This is a genomic window from Nocardia asteroides, assembly GCA_019930625.1.
Lineage (GTDB): Bacteria > Actinomycetota > Actinomycetes > Mycobacteriales > Mycobacteriaceae > Nocardia > Nocardia sputi.
The window spans coordinates 5,341,179-5,367,224 of sequence record CP082844.1 but is presented as its reverse complement, the minus strand read 5'-3'; the positions used below and the strand labels follow the sequence as shown (position 1 = coordinate 5,367,224).

Below are 26,046 nucleotides of genomic sequence, written 5' to 3'. Positions count from 1 at the left end.
TCATCCCATGGATGCCACGCCGGCATGCCTCCCCCGATACCGGCGGCCAGGATCGCGGTCGCCAACAGGCCGTAGCCGGACCGGGATCTCGTCGCATTCGCCTGCTGCCGAGGCGGAGCGGGCTGCGGTACAGGGGTATTCGGGTTCGACATGCCAGACAGTCGACATCATCGTGTCCCCAGTCGGATAGACTGAGCGGAGCTGCTGGTCAACCGGTAATCGAACGGACCCAGCCCGGAACTGCTGCGGATCGGATCCACCGCCGAAAGCGGGTCATCGGTCGCGGCGCACGACTGTTTGTTCCTCCCGCCTCCGCGCGCTCACACATCGGCGATCGGGTTCTGATGGCCGGTGGCCGCGATGACGCCGATACCACGCCGGTATCGGAGCGACGGCGCGGGACAGCACCCGACATGACCGCCGGATCGCCGTCGTTCCAGAGGACACCCAGCGCGGTCGGCGGCTCGGGTCGCGCCTTGCCGAGAGGAAACTCGGGTCCGAGATCCCCTACACCCCACGCCGATACGCGAGTCATCGAAGAATCAACCGAATTAGATAGGTCAATCCGAGTCCGGAATGAAGATCAAATTGTGTTACCTGGGCACAATATTTTGTTAGCCCATTATTAACGGTGATTATTGACACAATAAGAGAAGTAGATTTGCTGGTTTCTTTTTCTTAACGTTGCTGGTGCGCGCCGTGATGGCGCTGTTATCCATCTGTGGAAAGGAAGCTCCGTACATGTTCTCTCGTAAGATCCTGGTCGCCGCCGGCGCCGTCTCCGCCGCCGCCCTGTTCTTCGGCCCGGTCGCGGTGGCCTCCGCCACCGGCTCCGCCGCCGCGGGCTCCGCTGCCACCGGCTCTGCCACCACTGGCTCCGCAGGCCTGGCCTCGGGTTCGGCCGATGGCGGCTCCTCCACGGGTTCGGCCGGCTCGTCTTCCGGTTCCGCCATGCTCGACTCCGGAAGCTCGGCCGTCGACGGCGGCACCTCCGCCATCGTCAACATCATCGATGCGATCACCGGCGTCAGAGATCTCACCCAGCCTCAGCCCGCCGCCTGATTCGGACTCGTAGAGCCTCGCATCTACGCTATTGCAGCGGATTTGCCAGAATCGAAACTCAGAACACATTATTGAAGTAACCGATGCGGATGAGCTCTGACATCAACGGCTTCGGATTACCCGACAACATCACGACACTGGCGCAACCCGAAGTCAATCCTCATCTGTAACCGGCGGCAATCGAATTCGGCCCTCAGCCGGAACTGAGCCATGGATGGCAAGTGCCGGCGCGCCGCCGCCCTCACCGCGACGTCTTGACAGCAGTACCCGGAGTCCGCCGAGTCGGCGGCAGCCGACGCGCGCACCAGCGCGACCACGCCGCTGCCGTGCGAGCACGAGGACCAGCACTGCAGGAGATAGTTTCGGTGGGGGCGTCGGCCGCCGATCGGCGGGAGTATCGCGGCGAATCCCTGACACGGCGGGGTCGAACCCCGGCATGATCCGGATCGGCGCGACCGGCGCGCTGCCGGCGTTCTCCTTCGAACCGATTCCGCGTCCAGCTCCCTCTAGAGGCAGCTCGGCGACCGTGTCGAGTACCGCATGGTCGCTGGACCATTCGGTCAGCGCGTATCAGCGTGCACGGTCGCCGAGGCGAGGCCGAAGACGGAGGTGTCGGCGCTGCGGGCGGTCAGAGATATCGCGGCCCGCCGGGTGGCCGGATCGACAGATCGGACCGCGCCGTCGAACGTGATCTCGGCGGGCCGATGGGCGGCGATGAGAACCGGCGTGGCGAACTGTACGTAATAGTTGATGACGCTGTCGGGGACACCGAGCCATTCGGTCAAGCAGGCCGCACCGAGTCCCATCGTCAGCATCCCATGGGCAGCGACCGCGTCCAGGCTTGCGTGCCGGGCTGCGGCGTCGTGCCAGTGGATGGGGTTGATGTCGCCGGAGACACCGGCGTAGTGAACGAGTTCGCCCCGGGAGAGCCTCGCCGTGCGAGGCGGGAAGCGCTGCCCCACCGTAAGCTCCGGAACGGCGATGTGCCGGTCGGGCCGCGCCGCGAGCGGCTCGGCGATCCACTCTGAAATCTCCGCCTGTGATGACGTCGGCACGCGGTCGATCAGGTCCAGCATGGCGAGCGCTTCCACGGTCGGCGAGGTGTCGTGGTGGCGGCCGGCGAGAGTGGTGTGCACGGTCTGCACCACGGCATCCGTCTGATCGCGAATGATCATGGTGACGGCGATCAGGTCGCCGCCCGGCGTGGGTCGGCGGGAGTCCACGGTGATCTCGTGTGTCAGCCGATCGCCGGCGGCCACCGGGCGATGGCAGTGGATGTCCTGCTCTACGTGAAGCAGATGCGCCGGATCGTAGCCGTTGAGTGCGGCGCGCATGAGCGCCCGTTGCGCGAGGGAGCCAACCGCGGAGGCGAAGGTGATCGGGGCGAGCAGTCCGGAGTAGCCGAGTTCGCGGGCCGCGCCGTCGTCCCAGTGGGCGGGATGGAAATCCTGGACAGCGCGGGCGAAGTCCCGAATTTTCTCCCGCCCGACCTCGTAGTGGTCGGCGGCGGTGTATCGACGGCCGACGCTGGGGTGCGGGTGCATGGCGAAGCCTCCTCGGGTCAACGGGATGTCCGCGCGGCGAAGATCCGTTGCCCGTGCGCGGCCAACGGCTGATCCGGACCGGGCAGCACCAGCCACGGAGGCAGATCCGCCGCGACGAGTTCGGACCGCCATTGGGACTCCGTCAAGAAGATGCGGTCGGTTCCCGCCCGCACATCGTCGTGGCCGGGTCGGACGCCGCCAGGTCGGGGAGACATCAGGAAGTGCATGGACGTCAGCAACTGGAAGTGTTCACGACACGACTCGATGACGACGAGCCGGCCGCCCGGGCGCAGCAGCTCGCGCAGCCGCCGCAACGCCACGCCGCAGCGGTGGGCATTGTGCAGCACATTCGCGGCCAGGATGATGTCGACCGACTGTGGCGGCGGAAGCTCGGCATTCAGGTCGACCAGGTCGAACCGCAGCCAGGGATAGTGCGAGAAGCGGGTTCGGGCGGCGTCGAGGAAGAACGACGACACATCGGTGAAGTGATATTCGACGGGCATTCCGTCCAGCATCGGTAGCAGGTCGGCGGTGGTGCCGCCGACGCCGGCGCCCAGTTCCAGGATGCGCACGGGGTGGCGGTCGATGGCCAATGCGTCCACCGCGCGGGTGACGATCGCACCGGCGGCGGCGTTCAGGTACCGGTTGACCGGATTGTCTCGGTATGCGGCCTCGGCGGTGAGCAGGTCCCCGTCCGGAAACAGCAGTTCCTGAGCGAGCACCTTGTCCTGTAACAGCTCGAGGGCTTGCCGGTTGGCGGCCGTGAAGAACCGCGCGAGTTGTCCGGAGAACCCGAGATCGGCGCAGACCTGGTCGAGATCTGCGCGCACCGGTGTGGCAGCCGCCTGAAGCGATGAAAACTTCTGATCCGCGTCGTATTTCAGCACTCCGCGCGAGGTGAGCAGGCCGAGCCAGCGACGCAGCAGCCAGCGATGCCGCGGCGCGACTTCGAGCGTGGACGCGAGGTCGTCCTCGGAACGCGCCACACCACCGTACAAAGCCGGTCGCAGCGCCGCGGCCATGGCCCGCAACCCGAACAGATCGAGGTCATCGCGCGCGGACAGGCACTGCCGCGCATCGAAGTCCGCGACGGCGTTCGAGGCGCGTGCGGCGATTTCGAACGTCTCGTCGGTGGTCATCGCGGACCGTCCAGCGGCGGGATGTTGTGATTGCAGCGGAACTGGTTGTCGGGATCATAGGTGGCCTTGAGCCGCTGCAGCCGCGGGTAGGAATCGGGATGATAGGCGCGGCGCACCCGTTCCGCGGACGCGGTGTCGTCGAGGATGCCGATATAGGGCCCGCCCGCGGAACAACCCTGGAGCGCGGCCACGACCTCGGCGATCCACCGGCGTGAAGGATCCAGGTCGGTTCCGGCGGGACCGCCGGAGAACATAACGGCGTGGTAGGCTGCGTCGTGGTAGCCGAACGCGGTCGCGTCCACCGGCACGCGCCGAAGCGCGCCGCCGAGTTGATGGACCGAGACGAGCGAATACGGGGTCGGCATCCGCCCCGCGAGATCGATGAGTGCCTCGATGGCGTCGTCATCGAACGCGCGCAGCCACTCGGTGCCGGTGGCAGTGCCGTGGCCTTCGTGAAAGGCCTGCTCTGTATTGCGTTGCAGCTCGGGGTATTCCAGCGGACGGATGAGGTCGAGCTCGGGTTCGCCCAGGCGCTTCAGCCTCGCCAATTCCGTCCGAGCACGGTCGCGCGGCCCGAAATAGGCGACGGTGACCGCCGCCATCGGCGGTCCTTCGGGGGCGGTGGGGGGCCAGTGCAGCAAGGTGGCGCGCAGCGCCAACTCGTCCGGGGATTCGGCACAGAGCTCGCGGAACTCGCGGAAGACTCTGCGCCCCTCCTCGAGCCGGAACAGCAGTGTGCCCGCGTGCATCGAGCCGATCGGATGCAGCTCGAACTCCAGGGCCACGACGATCCCGAAATTGCCGCCACCGCCGCGCAGCGCCCACAGCAGGTCGGGGTGATGGTCGGGAGTGGCGTGCACCAGCCGGCCGTCGGCCAGCACGACCTGCGCGGAGCGCACACTGTCGCAGGTGAACCCGGCCATACGCTGCAACCAGCCGCTGCCGCCGCACAGAGTGGACCCGATCACGCCGACGGTCGACACGTCCGCTCCGGTCACGGCCAAACCGTGCCGATGACAGGCACGGTCGAATTCCGCCCAGGTGACGCCCGCTCCGACAGTGGCGCGGCGGGCGATGGGGTCGACGGTGATCGTCCGCAGTCCCGACAGATCGAGCAGCAGGGAGCCGTCGGCCGCCGCATGCCGCGCGACTTCGTGTCCGCCGCCGCGCACCGATACGGCCAGCTGGTGCCGCTGCGCCGTCGTCACGGCGGCCCGCACATCGGGCACCCGGGCGCACCGCACGACGGCCACCGGACGTTGGTCGACAGCCGTATTCCAGCGCTGCCGGGCCCGGTCGTAGCCTGGATCGCCCGGCGCCAGGACGGCGCCCCGGCATGCCGTGCGCAAGTCGGCGAGGTAGTCGGTGGTCGGTCGTGTGGTGGTCATACGGCGGCGAACTCCTCGGAGACGACGATGGGAGGGTGTGCCGTGGCGGACAGCAGTTCGAGGTAGTCGGTCAGGACCTCCGGCATCCGGCGGCGCAGGTAGCGGGTGAACGGGTCGTTGCAGGCGGCGCGCGGCGGGTCGGCGCGTACGGCCTCCAGGTCCATCTGATGTTCCGGGCGGCCGACCGCGAGGAACCGGCCGTCCGCCGAGTCGAGCAGGACCGCGCACTCCGGCGGCAGTGCGGCCGCGAGCGCAGCGGGGGTGACGGCGTCCGTGGCGTCGCGATCGAACAGCGCGTTCGGGATACCGGCGACCACGGTCGCGTCCTGCCGTACCGTCTCGGCGAGCGCGGCAATCCGGTCGGTGGTGTCGCGAGCGGGCAGATCACGCCATGGGACGATGCGGCTGGGGCCGGGTGCGGGCGCGTCGACGGTCAGCACCACGTCGTAGCGGTAGCGGGTCAGCTCGGTGTCGGCCCGCATCGGCTTCGCGTAGCAGGCGACCCGCACCGATCGGGGGTGCCGCCGAGCGATTCGAGCGAAAACCCGGGGATCGCACAGGAGCTCTTCGTCGGCGTCCAGCCGTGCGGCCGCCCGTCGCGCCAGGTCGTCGGCGTTCAGCCCCGGAGTGCGGGCCTGTTCCAACCAGAGAGCGAAGTCCTGAGCGTTGGCGAGGTTGCGGATGTCTCCGACGACGACGGTGCCCCCGGGTGCGACCATGTCGAGTGCGTCATCGAGTACGGCGGTGAGATAGCGCTCGTCCGGAAAGCACTGCGTCACGCTGTTGAGCACCACGCAGTCCGGTCGCCCGGTCGGCTCGAGTCGGCGCAACGCCGTCCGCACCCGGTCGCCGGCGAGTTCGTGTGCGGCGGCCCGCAGTACCGCCACTCTCGGAAGCCCGCGTGCGCGCAGCCTCTCCACTACGGGTTCGGCCGGATCGAGCCCGAGGTAGCCGCGTGTCGACGAGTGCAGGCGGTGGACGAGAAGACCACTGCCGCAACCGACTTCGAGAACGATTCCGGGGCGGGCGCGCCGCACCAGTCCGACAGCGTGGTCGATCCACTCCAGCATGTGCTCGCGGGGGAACGCCGCACCGGTATCGGAGGCGCGCCAACCGGAAAGGTCGAGATCATCGCCGTGGCGCAGTTCTTCCGACGAGTACACGTACTCGTATACGTGCCGCCAGTGCTCGAGATACTCGGTGAGCAGTTCCCCGGGAACGGGCCGCACCGTGACGGCCGCGGCGGCGGGCCGCACCACGACCACGTCGCGGTGCCCGTCCCGTCGTGCCGAGTCCACCCACGGGTGCCGGTCGAGCATGGAGACCAGCTGATCGGTCACGGGTTCCGCGCCTCCGATACCGCGGCGAGCTCGGCCGCGGCGAACATGCGGTACACGCGTTCCGGGTCGTTGGCCGCGTGCGCTCGCCCGCCGTGCACATCACGCCAGAAACGCTGTATGGCACTGTCCGGCCGCAAGGCGCGACCGCCGGAGTTCTCGAACAGCCGGTCCATGGCGGCCACGGCGCGCTCGGTACCGCGCACCTGGTCGCGACGCAGCCGCAACCGGTCGCGCGGTCCGATGGGTTTCTCGGCCTCCGCCAGCACGTACAGTTCGTCGATATTGTGCGTGAGCTGCCGCCACGCCGCATCGATCTCCGTGGCGGCCACGGCGATCCGCTCCAGTGTGGCCGGATCGTAGCGGAACGCGTCGCCGCTGTAGCCGGTGTCTTTGCGGGCGTCGCCGGGTAGGGCGGCGCGCACGCGGTCGCGTTGCTGTTCGAGGTGTGCGCGGTAGCCGCCGCGCGCCATGCCGACGATGGCGGCGGTGATGGCGCTGGTGTGCAGGCAACCGAACGGAATCCGGTACAGCGCGCCGTCGTTGACCTGCTGACCTGGTGTGCGGCAGGCGGTCACCGCGTCGGCGCCGAGCACCCGGTGCGCGGGCACGAACACCTCGTCGACATGGATATCGTTGCTTCCGGTGCCGCGCAGACCGATCGCCTGCCACACGTCGGTGACCGTGTAGTCGTCGGCCGGAACCAGGAAGGTGCACGAATCGACCGGTTCGCCGTCGACGACGACCTTCGCGCCCAGTAACGCCCAGCGGGCGTGGTCGCAGCCGGAGGCGAATCCCCAGGCGCCGCTGAGCCGATAGCCGCCATCGACGGGAACGGCGGTGCCGGTCATGGCGTACGAGGAGCAGATGAAAGTGTCGGTGTCGGTACCCCACACTTCGTCCTGGGCGCGGCTGTCGAACAGCGCGATATTCCAGGGGGAGACGCCGAGCACGGACGCGACCCATCCGGTGGAGCCGCACGCCGAGGACAGCTCGGCTACCGCCGTGTAGAAGACGGCGGGGTGTGCTTCGTGTCCGCCGTAGCGCCGCGGGCGCAGCAGGCCGAAGAACCCCGTGGCGGTGAGTTCGGTGAGGGACTCCACCGGGATCCGCCGAGCGTGTTCGGTGTCCGGGGCACGTTTGCTCAGCGTCGGCAGCAGTTCACCGACCGCGGCGAGTACCGCGGTGGTGGCGTCGTCGGTCATTGCGTTGTCCTCCATAGCGGGTCGGGTGGTCCAGGAAGCGGGCGTCGGCCGCACCAGCGGCTGCGGTGAATCGTCAGCGGGTGAAGCGCAACAGCCCGGTCGCCGGGTCGGCGTCGGCAGGCCGCAGCCCGGCCGCACGGGCCTCGGCCGTGAGCCGGTCGGCGTCGGCAGGCCAGACATGGTGTTCGGTGCGTACCTCCTGCACCAGCCGGTCGCCCTGGTAGGTGCGATAGGTCATCCGCCATATCAGGGAGTCCGCGTCCACCGGGTCGGCCCGGCTCCAGCCCTCGTAACGCAGGTCACCGGCGCGGGCGGTGGTGTAGCGCCGTTCCGCTGAGGGTTCGACGCGACCGGGACGCTGCACTTCCACCACGGCGTCACCGCCCGGGACCAGTGCGTCCGCGATGGCCGCCCACACCCGCGGACGGGTGGCGGCGTCGAAGTGCCCGATCACCCCGAGAGCGACCACCGCCGCACACCGCGCGGGCAGTCGGGTATCCAGGAAACCCGTAGGCAGTACGGTGATTCGCTCACGCAGGTCCTTGCGGGCCGCCAGTCTCGACAGCAGTACCGCGCGCATCGCGGCGGCCGGTTCCACCGCCACGATCCGCGCGTCGGGTAGCGCGTCGGCGACCAGCATGGTGGACAGTCCGGTGCCCGCCCCGATATCGGCGACCGGTCCGGCGATGGTGTCCACCCCGGCGAGCAGCTTCGTCAGCACCGGTTCCACTCCGGCCACATACGGTGTGGCCATGAGGTCGTAGAACTCCGCCGCGGCGGCGTAGTCGTCGGTCACGGCTTCTCCGATTCTTCCAGGCTCGCAAGCAGTTCCGACACCAGATGAGCGACCGTGGCGACCGCGGGCGGTCGCAGCAGGGCGTAGTGATGCGCGGCGACGGGCCGGGAATCGATTACGACGTCGGTATGCGCGGCCCATCCGAGGTCCGAGAGATCGCCGCAGTCGTCGACTCCCATGCCGACCCCGGAATTGTGCGGCGCGGGCAGCTCGGCCCGCACCAACAGCATGTCGAGTCCAGCACCGTCGAGATCACCGGTCTGGTGCGCGCCGAGCGCTCGCAGATGACGTCGGAAGACGTCCTCCTTGAGCCGCTGATCGGCGGGAGCGCCGCGTTCGACGAGGCCAGCGTCCGCGAGTCGACGCCGGACCTCGGCGCGCTGCAGGTCATCCGGCGCCCGGTCGAAGTCGGGTCCGAACATGCCGGTGTCGATATCCAATTCGAGGAACGCCGCCAGCGATCCGAGATAACGCGTCCAGAACCCGCGCCCGTCGACATGGTGAATGCGGTCGGCGATATTCGAGTCGAGCAGGACCAGCGCCTCCACGGTCTCACCGGCCGCGCGCAGCCGCCGGGCCACCTCGTGTGCGATGATCCCGCCCATCGACCAGCCGCCGATGCGGTACGGACCGGCGGGCTGGTGAGCCCGCACCACGCCCTCGTACACCCGTGCCAGTTCGGCGATCGTCTCCGGACCGGGCGCGCCGACCAGTTCCGGGTCCTGGATGCCGATGATCGGTGCGCGGGTATCGAGTGTCCGGGCCAGATCGACGTAACAGAGTACGTCGCCACCGGTCGGGTGGATCAGGAACAGTGGTCGGCCGGTGCCGTCGCGCAGCGGGACCAGGCAGTCGCGTGGAAGCGGCTGTTCCGGAGCCTCCTGGCGCGCGGCGGTGGCGACCGCGGCCAGGGTCGGGTCGGCGAGGAACTCCCGCGGCGTCACCACCAGGCCGAGTTCCCCGCGCAGGCGGTTGAGCATCCTGATGGCGAGGACGGAATCTCCCCCGGCGGTGAAGAAGTCGGTACCACGGTCGATATCGAGCGGGGCGTCCACCATCCGCTCCCACAGTTCAGCGATGGCGCGCTCGGTGGCGGTGGCGGGCGGGCCGCTCACCGTGGCGGGACTCGGCGCACCTGCCGTGGGCGCGGGCTTCTCGGTGTCGGGCAACTCGACCGGCGCCGTCCAGGTCTCGGGCCGGTCCACGAGCGCGGTGACGGTATCGCACACCTCCGCGAACAGGGTGTCGAGCACGCCCGGCGGGAACAGTTCCGCGACGGCGTCCAGATTCACCGCCACCGAATCGTCCCAGTCCCACTGGAACACCTGCATGTCCAGGGCCACCTGCGGCGTGCGCACGCGCTGGTAGAAGTCGCGTACTCCGACCGTGTCGGGGGTGCCGCCCGGCGGATGCAACCCGAGGGTGCTGTGGAAGACGACCGGGGCCTGAGGGGCGGTGTCGCGCCGGCGCCGGGCCAATTCCCGCACCACCTCCACGCCGGTGACCTGTCCGTGGTCGAGCATGGTGGCGGTAGCCTCCTGCACATGCCGTGCGGCGGTCAGGAACGTCGGCCGGACGGGCAGGGCGATATCGAGCAGCACCGTGCCCGCGTAGGGGCCGATGGCGTGATCGAGATCGCGAGGCAGGTGTAACCGGTTGAGATACAGCACATTCAGCAGGAACCGGCGGTGCCCGGCCAACCGGGCCAGCGCCAATGCCCAGCAGGTGGCGAACGCGGCGGTCGGGGTGATGTTGTACTCGGCACAGCGATCGCGTAGAACCGCCATGCGCTCGCCGGTCACCCGGAATTCGCGACGCTCCAGAGTGTCGGGGCGCACTTGGTCGAACGGCATCGCCAAGGGCAGCGCCGGGGCGGGCGGCAGATCGTCGATCCGTTCCCACCACCAGTCTCGCTGTGCCTGCCATTCGGGTTCGTCACGCTGCCGGGAGACGGTCTCCACGTAGTCGCCGAAGTGGGCGGTGAGCGCCGGCAACACGGTATTCGGGTCGTCGAGGTAGGTGAACAGCTCGGTGAACATCAACTGGACGGACCATCCGTCGGCCACGAGCAGACTGCACACGATATGCAGGCTCACTGCGTCGCCCGGAAGCCGGGCGGCGGTGATGGTGAACGGCCACGGATCCATTCGCGGGCCGGTGCGCTGTAGTTCGGCGCGGATGGCGGCGAGCCGCCGATCGATCTCACCGGCGTCGGCGCTCCGCAGGTCGAGGTGGGTGATGGGGAGAGTGGCCAATCGGGGGTCGTCGGCGAGCAGCACCTGCTGGGTGCCGTCCGGCAGGAAGATCGCCCGCAGCATGGGTTGGCGTTCCACCTGCCGCCGCACCACCGTGTCGAGAACCGTGGGGTCGATGCCCGTGAGCCGGAAGTCGACATAGTTGTGCGCTGAGTCGTAGCTCAGTGCGTATCCGTGCTGCTGTCCCACCCAATACGCCTGCTGCAGCGGAGTGAGCGGGAACGGTGCGGTGGGGTCGGCCTGCCGTGTCAGTTCGACGGCGGTTACCGCGATACCGGTGCGACGTTCGTCGATCAGCGCGATGAGGTCGGCGAACGAGAGATCCCCTACCAGTTCCGCCACGGGCACAGCGACGCCTAGTCGCTGGCGCACCATGGTTGCCATGCGCACCGCCAGCACCGAATCGCCGCCCAGGCCCACGAATGTGGAGTCGGGCCGTACGACACCGGCGTCGAGGTTGAGCACCTGGGTCCAGATGGCGGCCACGGCGTCGGTGACGTCCTCGTCCCCCTCTGCCCGGCTCATCGCGGCGTCCGGGGCGGTCCACGCCTCCGGAGCCGCGGCGAGGCGGCGCAGCCACGCCACATAGGAGGTGAACGCCGTATCCGCGGCCGCGGAATCGAGGACGGTTTCGAGGACATCCCACTGCAGTTGCAGACCACCGGCGTGGACGAATGCCTGGTGGTCGAGCCACACCTGCGGGGTCTGGCTCACCCCGTGCACGATCGGGCCCGCCCACTCCAGGTCCGGGGCGCCGCCGACCAGTTGGGCGACATCGAGCGCACTGGTGAACACCACCGGCAGCAGCCTGCGCTGCCCGGTGCGGGTGGACAGTTCGGCGAGCAGATCCAGCGCGGAGTACTCGCGGTGGTCGATGTCATCGAAGAGGCGCCGTTGGGTCTGTGCGGCCCGTTCAGCGAAGGTTCCTCCGGCGGTGCGGTCCACCTCATGGGCGAGCAGCGTGGTGAAATCGCCGATCGCGGAGTCTATGCCTGGCAGGGCCACCGGCCGGTCGACCAGGGTCAGCGACAGGGTGAACCGGTCGTCGCCGGACCAGGCGGCGAGCACGTCCGCATAGGCGGTGAGCAGGACCGCCGAGGGTGTGACACCGTGATCGGCGGCCAACCGCCGCAGCTGCTGCCATTCCTCGGGTGCGAGCCGGGCATCGCGGCGGCCGAACCACGGCTGGGCCTGGGTTCGGGTGTGTGTAGGCAGGTCGGGCGGACCGGCCAGGTCCTCCATCCGGCTGTGCCAATAGTCGATCGCCCGCCGCCGGGCCGCGGAGTCCGAGCGGGACTCGGTGTATGCCACGTAGTCGGCGAACCGGGTCGGCAGCGGCGGCAATTCGGCCGTCGGGTCGGTGTAGAGCAGACGCAGGTCGCGGTCGAGGACCAGGAAACTCCCGGCGTCACAGATGAGGGCGTCGATTCCGAGGAACAGCCGGGTGGTGGTGTCGTCCAGTACCGCGGCACGCACATCGAACAGCGGCCAGCGGTCGGGACGGTGCACCCGATGAGACAGCCGCCGCCGCAACTCGGTGAGGGTGTCCTCGCGCGCCTGGCCTGCGGAGGTGGTGAGGTCGTGGCGACGAATCCGGAACTCCGGCACCTCGGCGAGGATCTGGTTGCGTCCGTCCTCGGTGATGACGGCGCGCAGCATCTCGTGTCGCCGGATCGCCAGGTTCCACGCCTGCTCGTAGCGTTCCAGATCCAGTTTGTCGCAATCGTATTCGAGATAGATGTGACAGGACACGTCGCTCAGGCCGAACGCGCCCGATCGGCCCACCCAGTACGCGTGCTGTACCCGGGTCAGCGGGAATACGGCGGGATCCGCCTCTACGACCGGTATCTCGTCCCGACGAACGGGTTGGATGTCGGCGGCGGGAGACGCGGATGAATCGACGCTCGCCGCGGGCATCGGCGGGCGGCGATCTCGCAGCAGTGTGGCGAAGGCGGCCACGGTGGAGTGCGAGAGCAGCTCGCGCATGCGGATATCGGTGCGTTCCCGCTCGTTGAGGATGTCCAACATGCGCGTCGCCAGCATGGAGGTTCCGCCGAGCGCGAAGAAGTCGGCTTCGGCGTCGTCGACCTGCTCGCCCAGCGTGTCCGCCCAGAGGGCGGCGATCGTCTCCTCTTCCGGAACGGTGAACCGCGGGGGTTCGTCGGGACGTTCCGTAATGTCGTTCGGCGCCGTAGCAACGAGAGCACCGTTGGACAGCGCGGGTGCGGCGAACGACGCGACCGGCTCGAAGACCGCCGCCGGGGACTCGGTCGGTGCGCTCACCACCGATACGAGCTCCGGTCGCACCTCTGGTACGAGCTCGGAACGCACCTCTGGTTCGACGACGGTCGCGAACCCGTTCGTCTCCGCAACGCGATCGGATACCACGAGATCCGATTCGGCCGGTGGCACTTCGCCGACGGCAGGCGGATCGATCCAGATCCGGCGGCGCTGGAAGGGGTGGACGGGCAGGCGGACACGCCGGCGACGGCGGTGCAGGGCGGCCACATCGATATCCGCACCGCCGCACCAGAGGTGGCCTACGGCGGTGAGCAGCGCGGCACGGTCGGCGGTGGCGCCCTCCGTCCGCTCCTCGGCCTCGGGCAGGGTGCTCAGCGCGGCGGTGAGGCCCTCGGGTGCGTTGCGGCGCGCGAGCGTGGCGAGGGTGCTGCCCGGCCCTACCTGGACGAGGGTGGTCGGGGCCGCCGCCGTCGCGGTCCGCAAGGCAGAGGCGAAGAGTACCGGTTCACGCAGGTGCCGCGCCCAGTGCTCGGCGTCCAGGGATCGGGTCCTGCGGCCGGTGAGAGTGCTGTAGAGCGGCAGAGCAGCCGGTGCGACCGGGACGCTCGCCGCCGCGGCGCGCAGCGGCGGGACCGCGGCCGCCACGGCAGGCGAGTGCAGGGCCGCTGCGACGTGCAGCCTGCTCGAGCGGATTCCGGCTCGACCGAGGGCGGCCGCGAACGCCTCGACAGCCGTGGCGGGTCCGGAGACCACACAGGCATCCGGGCCGTTGACCGCTGCCAACGCTATCTCCGGGTAGCGTGCCAGCGCCGCGCGCGCGTCCTCCTCGGCGAGTGGGACCGCCAGCATCGCGCCAGGCGCGGCATCGGCCAGCGCCGCCGATCGAACCGCCACCAGGCGCGCGGCGTCGGGCAGGCTGAGTACTCCCGCGACCACCGCGGCCGCGTACTCGCCGAGGCTGTGGCCGATGACACCGTCGGGTTCGATGCCGTAGCCGCGCAGAGTCGCCGCGGTGGCGAGCGACACCGCGAACAGGGCAGGCTGCCCGTAGCGCACGTCGTCGACGTCCTGCTGCGGGGCGTGGCCGGTGACGATTTCGCGGATGTCGTAGTCGAGTAGGGGGTTCAGCGCATCGGCGCAGTCGTCGATGCAGGCTGTGAACACCGGCTCGTCGCGGTAGAGCCCGGCACCCATCCCCGAATACTGCGCACCCGCTCCCGGGAAGGCGAAGACGATGTCCGATCGCCTCGGCGGTACCTGTGCGAGGGCGATCGGGCGCGGGCCCGGGTCCTGAGCGGTCAATAGTGCGGTGGCACGCCATCCGGAGTCCGAATGCCGGCCGCTCGAGACGGTGTAGGCGTAGTCGGCCCTCGCGTCGGCCGTCACGACGGTCGCGGCCTGCGCGAGTTGGTCTCGGCATCCGGACTCCGCTGCGGCCGAGATCAACAGCAGTTGTGCGCGCAGGTCGGGATCGGGGTCGTTCGACTCACCGTGCGGGGGCGCCTGTTCGAGCAGCACGTGGCAGTTGGTGCCGCCGATGCCGATCGAGCTCACCCCGGCGATCCTGGTGCCGTCGCGCTCCGGCCAGTCCCGGGTGTGCTCGACGGCCTCGAACAGCCCGCGCCTGCGTTCCAGATCGGGATGGGCGGGACGCGCGTGCAGGGTTGCGGGGATGCGGCGATGCCACAGGGCGAGTGCGGTCTTGATCAGCGACGCGATCCCGGCCGCGCTGTTGGTGTGGCCGATATTGCTCTTCACCGAGCCCAAGGCGATCGGCTCGGGCGCCGTGCGGTCGGCGAAGACCGCGGTCAGCGCCGACAGTTCGATCTGGTCGCCGAGGGCGGTCGCCGTGCCGTGTGCCTCGATCAGGTCGACGGCGTCGATCCCGATATCGGCCACGGCGAGCGCCTCGCTGATCGCACGCGCGTGCCCGGCCGCCGATGGGGCGGTGAAACCGGCCTTACCGCCACCGTCGTGGTTCAGCGCGCTGCCGCGCAGCACCGCGTAGATCGGGTCGCCGTCGGCCAGCGCGTCCGCGAGCCGCCGCAGGACCACCATGCCCACGCCCTGGCTGTGCACCATGCCGGTCGCGTCCGCCCCGAACGACCGGGTATGCCCGTCGGCGGAGAAGATCGCATCGGGCACGTGCAGGTAGCCGCGGCCCTGCGGGACGATCAGTGACGCACCGCCTGCCAGCGCCGCATCGCACTCCTCCGACAGGAGTGCCTGCGCGGCCAGGTGTACCGCGACCAGCGAGGTGGCGCAGGCGGCCTGCACCGCTACCGCGGGGCCGGTGAGGTCGAGCCGGTAGGCGATCTGCTGGGGGAAGTAGTCGGTGAGCGTGCCCGTTTCCGCCTGCAGCCGACCGAGCGGATCCCGCTGCGCGCCTTGGCGGTAGGCGATGAGGTTGTGCTCCAGATAGTCGCTGTGCGAGGCCCCGGTGAACACGCCGACCGCGTCCAGTCCGGTGCCACCGCGGTGCCCGGCGTCGCCGAGGGCGTCCCACGCGCATTCCAGCAGCAGCCGCAGCTGCGGATCCATCAGGGCGGCATCGCGTGCGACGATGCTGAAATGCTCCGGGTCGAATCGGTCCTGTCCGTCGATGACCGCCCCGACCGGCACATAGTTGCGGTGCTCGCGCAGTTCGGCGGGTACCCCGCTCGCGGCGAGCTCCGCGTCGTCGAACCGGGTCAGACCTTCCCGGCCCGAGGCGATCAGGTCCCAGTAGGCGGCCAGGTCCGGTGCGCCCGGGAATCTACAGGCCATCCCGACGATGGCGACGGCATTGTCGTCGTTCACGATTCGATCTCCAATTCCGAGTCCACCGCCAGGTGGCCCCGCATCATGGCCAGCACCGGACAGGACGCCTCCACGAGCTGGTGCAGCTCGCGATACCGGGCCGCTTCGTGCGGGCCGCCCACCCGGGCACGGACCCGGATACGACCCGGTTGCACCGGCTCGGCGAGCCCGAAGACGGGCCCGAGGTCCACGTCGGCGTCGACGTCCACCGACAGCGAATGGACAGCGATACCCAGCCGTGCCGCGTGGAAGCGGTACGTGACCGCCTGACAGGTGCCCAGTGCGGCCAGCGCCATCCCGATCGGGTCGGGACCGGCGTCGCCGCCGCCCGCGGCCACGGGTTCGTCGACCACGAGGGTGTGCTTGCCGATGCGCACCCGCATCTCGGTGGGTGTATCCGGACGGTGTTCGGCACGGACGGTGAACCGCTGTCTGCGGTCGGCCGCGCGGCTCGCGGCGGTGCGCAGCCGGAACACGGTGTCAGCGAACGACATCCGCGAGCCTCGCTTTCGATCGGTGGGCGCGTCGACGGTGGCCGCGCGCTATGGCGTCGGTGAGATCGATCGACACGGCGCCGGATTCGCGGGTCGAGGTCTCCTGATCGGTGTGGTCGACGATCCAGTCCGTCAACCGCCGGACGGTGCCGAGCCGGAAGATGTCCGGCACGGTGAGCACCGAAGTGAGGTGCCGCAGCTTGCGATGGGCCCGCACCAGGGTCAGGGAGGTCGCGCCGAGATCGTTGAACGGGGTGGTCGCCGCGAAACCTGGGCCGAGCAGGTCGGTGAAGACCTCGACGACCGCGGATTCGATTCGCGCGCGGGTGGCCGTGATGGTCGGCATCGCAGCGGTGAGGACGAGCTCGGCCGCGTCGCCGTAGTGCGCCTCGGCGACGAGGCCGCGGGCCGTGGCCGCCGTATGCAGACGACCGACCCACTCGGCGGCGTTGTTCCCGGTGACGCCGTCGAGGGGTTGCGCACGCAGTGTCAACGTCAGTCCCAGCGCCTCGGCTTGTCGCGCCGCGTGCAGCAGCCAGTCGTCGGCCGGTGTGCTCGCCTGTTCCTCCGCCGCAACCGATGTCGCGGCGAGATCGCCGGCTGTGGCGGCCGTCCCCCGGGCGGGCGCTGGAGCGGCCACCGGGGCGATTCGGCCGGGATCCGGTCGTCCGTTTTCGGTCGGAAGTCCATTGATCGCCGGGCTGTATTCGGCCGGTGCGGTGGTTCCCGTCTCGGCTTCCTCGCGACGGAACGGGTTCGGCAATCGGGAATGGTCGACCTTGCCGTTGGATGTCAACGGCACGGCGTCCAGAAGCACCCACCGGGACGGCACCATGTACTGCGGCAGGTGACGCGCCGCGTGGGTGGTGAGTTCCGCGGTGTCCGCCGGTGAGTCACCGGCCACCACGTAGACCACGAGCTGCGGCCGGTCGTCCGCCCCCGGTACCGCCGCCGCCACACACCGGCGCACGGCCGGATGCCGGTGGAGTACGGCCTCGATCTCCCCGAGCTCGATGCGGTGGCCGCGGACCTTGACTTGCCGGTCGACGCGGCCGAGGAACTCGATGGCGCCGTCGGGCCGCCACTTGCCCAGGTCACCGGTGCGGTACAGCCGCTCTCCCAGCCGGTCGTGCCGGATGAAACGTCGGGCGGTCTGCTCGTCGTCCCCGACATACCCGCGTGCCAGACCAGCCCCTCCGATGTGCAGTTCACCCGGTACGCCGACCGGACAGGGCAGGCCGTCCTCGTCGAGCACGAGGAAGAACTGCTCGCGCAGCGCCCTGCCGTACGGGATGCTGGTCCACTCGGGCCGCACTTCCTGAACGGGATGGCAGATCGACCAGATGGCGGCTTCGGTCGCGCCGCCCAGACTGATCACCCGCACCTGCTCACCGATCACCGCGCGCAGCCGACCGGGCAGCGACAGCGGAATCCAGTCACCCGACAGCAGCAGCACGCGCAGCGACCGCAGCCGCGCGGCCGCCGCCGGGTCGGCCTCGGCGTATTCGACGAGCATCTCCGCGAGCGCGGGGGCCGTGTTCCACACCGTCACCCGGTGAGCGGCGACGAGTTCGCACCAGTGGCCCGGATCGCGCAACCGGTCGGCGTCCGGGAGTACCAGCGCCCCTCCCGCGCCGAGCACGCCGAAGATGTCGTAGACGGACAGATCGAAACTCAGCGCCGACAGCGCGAGCACCCGATCGCCCGGACCGATGCCGAAGCGATCGTTGATGTCGTCGATCGTGGTGCGGGCGGCGCGGTGCTCGACGGCCACCCCCTTGGGTTCACCGGTCGATCCGGAGGTGAAGATGACGTAGGCCAGGTCGTCGTCCGCGGTGGCGATCGGCTCGCCGACGCTGACGGCACCGCCAGGAGCGTCGAGCGGGTGCGCGATGACGTTTTCCGGCAGCTCCACACCGGGTACGGCGAGAGCATGTCCGATCCCGGCGCGGCGACAGACCGAGGCAATGCGGGAGGCGGGCCATTCCGGCTCGATCGGGACGAATGTCGCTCCAGCCCAGAGAATCCCGTAGACGGCGACGATCTGATCCGCAGATTTGGGAGCGAGCACCGCCACTCGATCGCGCGGTCGGACACCGGCCGCGATCAGCCGCCCGGCGATCGCGCGCGCCCGTGTAGACACCTCGCTGTGCGTGAGCAGTCCTGCGGTGGAGAGCACAGCCGCGGACTCCGGCCGCTCGGCCACCTGGTGGCGCTGCAGGTCCGTGAGCAACCCGGCACCGAGTCCGGATGGAAGCGGTCGCACCGTCTCGAAATACGGGTTCCAACCCAGTTCCGCGGTGTCCCAGGCGGTCTCGTCCTGGGCCAGCCGCCGCAGCAGGCGGGCGTGGGCGGCGAGCATCCGATCCACGAACTCGGGCGGGAAGACTTCCTCGACGGCATCCCACGCCAGCCGTAATCCCCCGGCCTCGTCCCAGACGATGTGGTCGAGGGTCACCTGCGGTGTCTGCGAGACTCCGAACACCTCGTCGCCCAACCAGCCCGCGGCCGGGCCGTCGGCCTGGCCGAGACCGACCCCGCTGGTGAACACCACCGGGTAACGCGGCGCGAGGTCGGCGGTCTGCTCGCGCTGCACCTCGACGCCGCTGTAGGAGCGGTGTTCCAGGTCGGCCCAGAACCGCGTGTTGACGCGGCGAGCGTAGTCGGCGAACCCGAGCCAATCGCCCGGGTTCGGGGCCGGCATCTCGACCAGCGCGGTGGTGCTGAAATCCCCGACGACGCCCTCGTTGTCCCCGCCTTCGTCGGATCGGTCGAACAGGGTGGCGTTGAGGCAGAACGCGTCGGTGGCTCCCCACCGTGACAAGGTGAGTCCGAAAGCCGCGAGCAGCACCGCGGTAGGGCTGAGGCCACGCTGCGCGGCGCGAGAGCCGAGAGCCGTCCAGTGTTCCGGTGCGAGCCGCGCCTCGTGGCGCCGGAATCGGGCGGTGCGAATCGTTTCGGGTGCGACCGCATAGGGCAGCCGAGGGCCGGGCGGCAGGCCGGCCAGCCGCTCCTGCCAGTAGGCGCGATCCCGTTCCCGGCGGCCCGCCTCGGCCGCCCGGCGGGCGCGCACGATACTGAGGAACGAGGTCGGCGGCGGTGGCAGCGCCGCGTCCGGATCGGCGACCAACTCACCCCACTCCCGCATGAGCTGAATCCAGCTAGCCATATCCAGCACGATGATGTCGAATCCGACGAACAGCCGCAGCGCGCCGGACGGCAGAAGCGCGGCGTGGATGTCGAACAACGGTCCTGTCGCGGTATCGCGCACCTGATGTGACTTCTCGTGGCGCAGCCGCGCCAAGGCCGCGGCGGCATCGCCTGCGGGATCCCGCAGGTCGGTGACCTCGATGCGGTAGCGCCGCCCCGGCGGCAGCACCCGTTGACGGCCGTCGTCGGTTACGATGGCCCGCAGCATGTCGTGGCGGGCAACCACCGTGTTCCACGCCGTCTCCAGCGCGCCGACTTCGGCCCGCGCGTCGGCTGCCACGAATCGTTCCGGATCGCGGTCGAATTCGAAGTAGTAGAACGTGGCCACCCCCCCGAGCGGCATGCCGGCCTCGCGGCCCACCCAGTAGGACGCCTGGATGGGGGTCAGTTCTTCTTCGACGACGATCTCGGACGCCGCGACGGGCGGCGTCGGCGAGACGGTCTCTCGACGCGTCGAATCGACTGATTCCCTGCGCTTTTCGATCTCCGCGACCAACGAGTCGAGCGTGGCTCCGACGAAGGCTTCCAGTGGCACGCGCACCCCGGTGCGTTCGGCCAGACGCAGGTGCAGACGGGCGGCGAGAAAGGAATCCAGCCCGTGTTCCTGCAAGGGGCGCCGTGCGTCGATCCCGCCCGCATCGATTCCGAGAACCGTTGCGGCGCAACGCCGAACTTCTGTATCGATTGTCGCCATCTCCAGCCCTTGCTCGGCAAACTCAGTGGGCCTACACTAGACGATAATGACAACGTTTTTCAACAATGCCCTGGACTGCTACCGGCTGCTTGGACGGTCGGGCCTGCGTGTATCACCGATGGCCTTGGGCACCATGACCTTCGGAACCGACTGGGGATGGGGCGCCGACAAGAACGAGGCTCGGCGCATCTTCGACGCCTACGTCACACGCGGCGGCAACTTCCTCGACACGGCAGGCAATTACACCAACGGCAACGCCGAGAAATGGCTCGGCGAGTTCGCCGCGGCCGACCGCGAGGCTCTGGTCCTGTCCACCAAGTACACCCTGCTGCGACGGCTCACCGATCCGAATTCCGGCGGCAACCATCGCAAGAACATGGTCGCCTCGGTCGAGGCGAGCCTACGCCGCCTGGGCACCGACTATCTCGACCTGCTGTACCTGCACATGTGGGACGGCCTCACGCCGCCCGAAGAGATCCTGCGCGCGATGGACGATCTGGTGCGCGCGGGCAAAGTGCTGTACCTGGGCATTTCGAACACCCCCGTCTGGCAGATCGCACGCATGCAGACGATGGCCGACTTGCGGGGATGGACGCCGCTCATCGCGGTTCAACTGGAGTACAACCTGACCGAACGCACGGCCGAACACGACATGCTGCCGATGGCCCGCGAAATGGGCCTCGGCGTGGTTGCCTGGTCGCCACTGGCGGGAGGCGTGCTCGCCGGTAAGTACACCGATGCGGATCTCCCGTCGGATGCGCGGCGTCCGGTGGTGGGAACCACCCGCAAAGACCTGATCGTCGCCAACGACGGTCTCACCGAACGGTCGCTGACCATCGCCGAGACCGTACGCCAGGTGGCCCGGCAACTCGGCCGGTCGCCGGCGCAGGTGGCCCTCGCCTGGCTGCTGCGCCAACCCGGCCTTACCGCACCCGTTCTCGGTGCCCGAACACGCGCGCAGCTCGAGGACAACCTCGACGCCTTGGACCTCGCCTTCGACGGCCACCATCTCGAGCGCCTCAGCAGTGCGTCCGCCATCACGCCGGGATATCCGCACACCGTACTCGCTCGCCCATTGGCTCACCGCAGCGTGCACGGAGACATGCGGATTCAGCTGAGCTCCCACAGCTGACCACCTTCGGACGATCACGACAGGAATTCGCCTTGGCTCTTTTCGATCTGTTCACCGACCGACTGCTGCGCAGACCTCGCGGACCGCTGGCACGGTTGATGTGGCGGGACATGAAATCCCACCACCCGATCTTCCGCGACACGCTGGCAGAGCTTCACCTCACCGACAACGACCACCTCCTCGAGGTGGGCTGCGGAGGCGGCACTTTCGCCGCCAGTGCGCTGGAAACCGGTTGCCGCGTAACAGCCGTGGATCACAGCGCCGATATGGTGGCGCTCACCAGGTCGAGAAACGAAACCGCCGTCCGAGAGGGCAGGCTCAAGGTCATCGAGGCCGCGGCGGAAGCATTGCCCCTGCCGGACGGACGCTTCAGCAGCGCGACCGCGATGAACATCCTGTTCTTCGTCGAGGCGCCCGCCATGCTGTCCGAACTGCACCGAGTCCTCGCACCGAACGGTCGCCTGGTCCTGCACACCGTCGCGCCCGATCCCCCACGGTCGCTCATGCCACCGCCGGTCGCCAAGCGCGCCCGCTTCCACTCCGACGCCGAACTCGTCGCCATGCTCGAAGAAGCCGGCCTGCGTGAGCCGAAAATCCGACGGGTAGACAGCGTGTTCCAAATAGCCACCGCCACGCGGCCGGCCTGATCGGCACGGGCGGGCGCGCACCATGGACGCGTACGCCCCGCCCCTGCGGACCTCCTCCGCCGCCCCACACGCGGGTTCTATTGGAAGCGACGACCGCGATCCTGTTCGGATGACGGTCACGGGAACGAAGCCGTTCCTCATCGATCAGGGTCGGTCGACGGGTTCGGCGGCTCGTGCTGACAGGATGTGAGCGTGCTCGCGCAGAACACTCCGACCTCGATTCGGACGAAAGTGCCCTCGACGTACGCACTGGTCGCGCTGATCGCCCTCGGGCTGGTCATGCAGGCGCCGCTGGTGCGCGCGGTCGATGCGTCGGCACGGTTGCAGACCGCGGTGACGATATTCTCCGGCGTCTTCGTGCAGGCGGTGCCCTTTCTGGTACTCGGCGTACTGGTCAGTGGTTGCATCGCGGCGTTCGTCTCCCCTGCCGTGCTGCGAAAGGTGCTGCCGCGCAACGAGTCCGCGGCGATCGGCGTAGCCGGGCTGGCGGGCATGGCGTTGCCTGGATGTGAGTGCGGTGTCGTGCCGGTGGCGCGACGGTTGACCGATCAGGGCGCGCCGGGCTCGGTAGCGCTGGCTTTCATGCTGTCCGCGCCCGCGACCAACCCGGTCGTGCTGATCTCCACCGCGGTGGCTTTTCCCGGCGAGCCGGGTATGGTCGCGGCGCGGTTCACCGGTTCGCTGGCCACCGCGGTCGCGATGGGCTTCATCTGGTCGATGTTCGGCCGTCCGGCGTGGCTGTTGCCGAGGGCCGGGCATGGTCACTGCGTGGCGGGCCGCACCCGCTGGGAGGTCTTCACCGAGGCCGCGCGCCACGATCTATTACAGGCCAGCGCTTTTCTCGTACTCGGCGCGGGGGCGGCCGCCGCGCTCCATGTGCTGGTCCCGTCCTCCTGGTTTGAACATCTGGCCGGCCAGATGGTGATAGCCATCGTTGTTCTGGCCGTCTTGGCGATCGTGCTGGCGCTGTGCTCGGAGGCCGACGCGTTCGTCGCTGCGAGCATGTCGACGCTGCCGTTGCTGCCGCGGCTGGTGTTCCTGGTGGTCGGGCCCGCAGTCGATGTGAAACTGTTCGCCATGCAGGCGGGTACGTTCGGACGAGCGTTCGCGATGCGATTCGCGCCGGTGACGTTCGTGGTGGCCGTGGTGTGCGGCACCCTCGCCGGATATGTCTTTCTCGGAGGTGCCCGGTGAGACGGGAGACCCAGAATCTGCTGTTGCTGCTGATCGGCGGCGCGGTCTTGTGGATCGCGCTCGATGGCTCCTACCTGCGCTACGTGAAACCCGGCCTCTATCCGTTCCTGCTGATCAGCGGCGCGGGTTTCATTCTGCTCGGGCTGATCGCGATCGTGCGCGACATCCGGCGCGGCGCGGCCACCTCGAGCGACGAGCACGACCATGGGCACGGCACCGGCCGGGCCCATTGGCTCCTGCTGCTTCCGGCCGCCGCACTGCTGCTGATCGCCCCGCCCGCGCTGGGCGCCGACGCCGCCGTGACGAGCCCTCGGGTACAGGTCGTGGCAGGCGATTCGCCCTCGGCGCAACCGGAGCGATGGCCGTTTCCGCCCCTGCCGACGGATTCCGCACCGACGTTGCGGGTTGTCGATCTGGTGGATCGGGCGCTGTTCGACTCGAACCGCTCCCTGGACGGCCGAGAGGTGACCATCAGCGGATTCGCGATGCGGCCGGTCGATCTCGGGCAACGGCCTTCCGACACCACCGACACAGATCTCGCGCGAGTGGTCATCACCTGCTGCGTCGCCGATGCCCGCTATGTAGTCGTGCACCTTACGGGGATGCCGGAAGTAATCGAGGACGACACGTGGCTCGAGGTCCGCGGCTCAGTCGAACCGGACAGCGCCCAGCATGATCCCGATCACACACCAACCTTCCGCGTCACCGACTATCAGCGGATTCCAGCTCCGGATCACACATACGAACGCAGTCGCTAGATCCGCGGTCACTGTGGCGCGGGAGTCGGCGGACTCGTCTTGTACGCCCGCAACGACCAAATCGGCTTCTACTGCGACACAGGTGATCCGGTGCGAGCGACGTCGAACTCCGCTGCGGCTTCAGGTGTCAGCAAGGAAGAACAGTGGCGCTGCCGACGCTCGGCATGTGAATCGGTTGCTCAGCGATACGCGGCGGACGCTGCTTTCAGTCACCCACGAGGGCCGAACTCGTCACCGAACATCGCGGGGCTGGCGACCGTGACCTTCCGGATTGATTGCGGCCGCTCGTTTCGGGAAACCGTGGATAACGAACGATCCAGACCCGGAGGTTCTCCGGTGACCTGTCGCGGGTCTTCGCTGCACGGCGGAGTCTCGCACGATCGCAGGAGGTGTTGCGTTGTCTGTAGACCGCCGCGATGGGGATGCCGTGACGGGCGCCGACTGCCCTGGCGGCCCGGCCCATCGAAGTGAGGCCGCGGCCGCCGAACGATTCGCTGTCCGCAGTGGCGCGGCATTGCTGGGCACTGTGGCCGTCGGTATCGGGTTCGGCGTGCTGACTGCGCTGGTCCGGGCGCGGTGGGAACCGATGCAGACAGCGGATCAGGCGGTCACCGACAGCCTGGTCTCCGTGGTCGCGGAGCACAGGATTCTGCGGAACATCCTCACCGGCATCACCGATCTCGGCGGGACCGGCACGCTGGTCCTTGTGCTCGCCGTCTGCGGGCTCTGGCTGCTCATTCGTCGTCTCCCCCGCCTTGCTGTCTACGTGGTGGTGACAGGCGCAGGTGGGTTGATCCTCAACCCGATCGTCAAAGAGCTTGTCGCCCGGCTGCGTCCGGTGGTGGAGACTCCCCTCTACAGCACAGACGGGTGGAGCTTCCCCAGCGGACACGCGATGAGTTCACTGGTGTGCTACGGCGTTGTCCTGCTGGTTTTCGCACCGATCCTGCCGGCGGGCCCACGCCGTGCGGTGGCCGTGTTCGCGGTCCTCATGGTGGCGGCCGTCGGCGTCAGCCGGATAGCGCTGGGCGTGCACTACCTCACCGACGTCCTCGCGGGCTGGCTGCTCGGGTCGCTGTGGCTCGTGTTGGCCACCGTCGCGTTCCACCGATGGCGTGGCGACGCCCGAATCGGCGACGCGGGCCCGCTGCCGGGTGACGTACCGCCGGCCGAGGAAGACGACTTGCGGCCGGTCCCGCTGCGGCATGCGCCCACCCTTCCCCACCCATGGCGAGGAATCGGCGAACTCGCGGTCGCGTGGGTGCTGCTCGTCGGAGGGCTCGTCGGAATGGGCATGCTGGTGCGCGCCCCGGAAGCCGAAAACCCGGTCCCGCGGTGGGATCACAGCATCGTCGCGACGCTTGCCGAGCACCGTAACCCTACGCTCACCTCCATCCTCGGCGTGTTCGGCGAACTCGGTAATACCACCGCGGTCATCACGGTCGCCCTGATCGTCGCCGCGCTGGCGGTGGGCGTCCTCCGCAGCTGGCGCCCGGCGTTGTTCCTCGGTATCGCGCTGTCGGGTGAGATCACGCTGTTTCTCACCACCGCCACGATCGTCGACCGCGACCGCCCCCAGGTCCCACACCTCAACCCCGACCTGCCACCCACCGCCAGCTTCCCCTCCGGGCACGTCGCCGCCTCGCTGACGCTTTACTCAGCCACCGCCGCACTCCTCTGGGCCACCACCCGCCGACGAGGGCATCGACTCCTGTCCGTCACCATCATCGCGATCCCCGCGCTGGTGGGCGTGCAGCGAATCTACGCCGGTGCGCACTACCCCACCGACATCATCGGCGCGGTGCTACTGGCATCGATATGGACAGCGATCGCCTGGTGGGTCGTCGAACCTGTCGAGACCTCTGGTCAGTCGGCGGCTCCGGGCAGCACCGCACGAAACTTTCCGTTCCGCAACGCGTCAACGGCCACGGCAAGGATTTCCCGCGCGTCGTCGACACCGATCCGCAAGAGATCAGCCGCCGACGACACCGAAACGTCCTGAAATAACACACATGGATCAGATCTGCCGCAACATCGGGCTCCGACACATCCGCCAACGCCGCCCGGATGATATCGGCTACATCGAATTCCTCCGGCCGAAACACATCATCGACATCGGTTCTGCTGGCGGTCTCAGCGACATCACGAGAC

15 protein-coding genes are annotated in these 26,046 nt (G+C 68.9%); 6 read left to right on the top strand and 9 right to left on the bottom strand.

The window, feature by feature from the left end; all coding sequences use genetic code 11:
• Nucleotides 1–741 precede the first annotated feature (741 nt).
• Nucleotides 742–1,062, top strand: a complete 321-nt coding sequence (locus K8O92_24585) for a hypothetical protein (GenBank protein ID UAK31012.1) — start codon at nt 742–744, stop codon at nt 1,060–1,062.
• Between the two features lie 560 nt (nt 1,063–1,622).
• On the opposite strand, the gene K8O92_24580 is transcribed toward K8O92_24585, so the two are convergent.
• From K8O92_24580 to K8O92_24540, 9 genes are all read right to left on the bottom strand, one after another.
• Entirely contained in the window at nt 1,623–2,606 is a 984-nt protein-coding gene (locus K8O92_24580) for a MaoC family dehydratase N-terminal domain-containing protein (GenBank protein UAK31011.1), read from the bottom strand.
• Nucleotides 2,607–2,623: 17 nt separating this feature from the next.
• Complete coding sequence (locus K8O92_24575; protein ID UAK31010.1) at nt 2,624–3,745, bottom strand: class I SAM-dependent methyltransferase; 1,122 nt, start codon at nt 3,743–3,745, stop codon at nt 2,624–2,626.
• Nucleotides 3,742–5,133 (bottom strand): FAD-binding oxidoreductase, encoded by a 1,392-nt coding sequence (locus tag K8O92_24570; GenBank protein UAK31009.1) that lies wholly within the window; start codon nt 5,131–5,133, stop codon nt 3,742–3,744. Before K8O92_24570 ends, K8O92_24575 begins: the two co-directional genes overlap by 4 nt.
• Nucleotides 5,130–6,473: a class I SAM-dependent methyltransferase gene (locus K8O92_24565; protein ID UAK31008.1), complete on the bottom strand. Its 1,344-nt coding sequence runs from the start codon at nt 6,471–6,473 to the stop codon at nt 5,130–5,132. Before K8O92_24565 ends, K8O92_24570 begins: the two co-directional genes overlap by 4 nt.
• Complete coding sequence (locus K8O92_24560; GenBank protein ID UAK31007.1) at nt 6,470–7,675, bottom strand: flavin-dependent monooxygenase; 1,206 nt, start codon at nt 7,673–7,675, stop codon at nt 6,470–6,472. Before K8O92_24560 ends, K8O92_24565 begins: the two co-directional genes overlap by 4 nt.
• Nucleotides 7,676–7,748: 73 nt before the next feature.
• Nucleotides 7,749–8,471, bottom strand: a complete 723-nt coding sequence (locus tag K8O92_24555) for a class I SAM-dependent methyltransferase (GenBank protein UAK31006.1) — start codon at nt 8,469–8,471, stop codon at nt 7,749–7,751.
• On the bottom strand, nt 8,468–15,766 hold the full coding sequence (locus tag K8O92_24550) for an acyltransferase domain-containing protein (GenBank protein ID UAK31005.1): 7,299 nt from the start codon (nt 15,764–15,766) through the stop codon (nt 8,468–8,470). Before K8O92_24550 ends, K8O92_24555 begins: the two co-directional genes overlap by 4 nt.
• Nucleotides 15,763–16,260 (bottom strand): OsmC family protein, encoded by a 498-nt coding sequence (locus K8O92_24545; GenBank protein UAK31004.1) that lies wholly within the window; start codon nt 16,258–16,260, stop codon nt 15,763–15,765. Before K8O92_24545 ends, K8O92_24550 begins: the two co-directional genes overlap by 4 nt.
• Nucleotides 16,247–20,164, bottom strand: coding sequence for an amino acid adenylation domain-containing protein (locus K8O92_24540; protein ID UAK31003.1), 3,918 nt, complete (start codon nt 20,162–20,164; stop codon nt 16,247–16,249). Before K8O92_24540 ends, K8O92_24545 begins: the two co-directional genes overlap by 14 nt.
• 46 nt (nt 20,165–20,210) lie before the next feature.
• Between K8O92_24540 and K8O92_24535 the strand changes: the two genes are divergently transcribed.
• From K8O92_24535 to K8O92_24515, 5 genes are all read left to right on the top strand, one after another.
• The gene (locus K8O92_24535; GenBank protein ID UAK31002.1) at nt 20,211–21,296 is read left to right on the top strand and encodes an aldo/keto reductase; all 1,086 of its coding nucleotides are present in this window, start codon (nt 20,211–20,213) and stop codon (nt 21,294–21,296) included.
• Nucleotides 21,297–21,328: 32 nt separating this feature from the next.
• Complete coding sequence (locus K8O92_24530; protein ID UAK31001.1) at nt 21,329–21,943, top strand: class I SAM-dependent methyltransferase; 615 nt, start codon at nt 21,329–21,331, stop codon at nt 21,941–21,943.
• A 279-nt stretch (nt 21,944–22,222) separates the two neighbouring features.
• Complete coding sequence (locus tag K8O92_24525) at nt 22,223–23,137, top strand: permease (protein ID UAK35927.1); 915 nt, start codon at nt 22,223–22,225, stop codon at nt 23,135–23,137.
• Nucleotides 23,134–23,895, top strand: coding sequence for a TIGR03943 family protein (locus K8O92_24520; GenBank protein ID UAK31000.1), 762 nt, complete (start codon nt 23,134–23,136; stop codon nt 23,893–23,895). The genes K8O92_24525 and K8O92_24520 overlap by 4 nt, the downstream gene beginning before the upstream one ends.
• 397 nt (nt 23,896–24,292) lie before the next feature.
• Complete coding sequence (locus K8O92_24515; protein UAK30999.1) at nt 24,293–25,897, top strand: phosphatase PAP2 family protein; 1,605 nt, start codon at nt 24,293–24,295, stop codon at nt 25,895–25,897.
• Nucleotides 25,898–26,046 lie beyond the last annotated feature (149 nt).

Bases quoted from the DNA above. Each gene is read 5' to 3' on its own strand.
- K8O92_24540 (UAK31003.1), bottom strand. From the start codon at position 20,164: ATGGCGACAATCGATACAGAAGTTCGGCGTTGCGCCGCAACGGTTCTC.
- K8O92_24560 (UAK31007.1), bottom strand. From the start codon at position 7,675: ATGACCGACGACGCCACCACCGCGGTACTCGCCGCGGTCGGTGAACTG.
- K8O92_24580 (UAK31011.1), bottom strand. From the start codon at position 2,606: ATGCACCCGCACCCCAGCGTCGGCCGTCGATACACCGCCGCCGACCAC.
- K8O92_24585 (UAK31012.1), top strand. From the start codon at position 742: ATGTTCTCTCGTAAGATCCTGGTCGCCGCCGGCGCCGTCTCCGCCGCC.
- K8O92_24575 (UAK31010.1), bottom strand. From the start codon at position 3,745: ATGACCACCGACGAGACGTTCGAAATCGCCGCACGCGCCTCGAACGCC.
- K8O92_24535 (UAK31002.1), top strand. From the start codon at position 20,211: ATGACAACGTTTTTCAACAATGCCCTGGACTGCTACCGGCTGCTTGGA.
- K8O92_24525 (UAK35927.1), top strand. From the start codon at position 22,223: ATGCAGGCGCCGCTGGTGCGCGCGGTCGATGCGTCGGCACGGTTGCAG.
- K8O92_24545 (UAK31004.1), bottom strand. From the start codon at position 16,260: ATGTCGTTCGCTGACACCGTGTTCCGGCTGCGCACCGCCGCGAGCCGC.
- K8O92_24570 (UAK31009.1), bottom strand. From the start codon at position 5,133: ATGACCACCACACGACCGACCACCGACTACCTCGCCGACTTGCGCACG.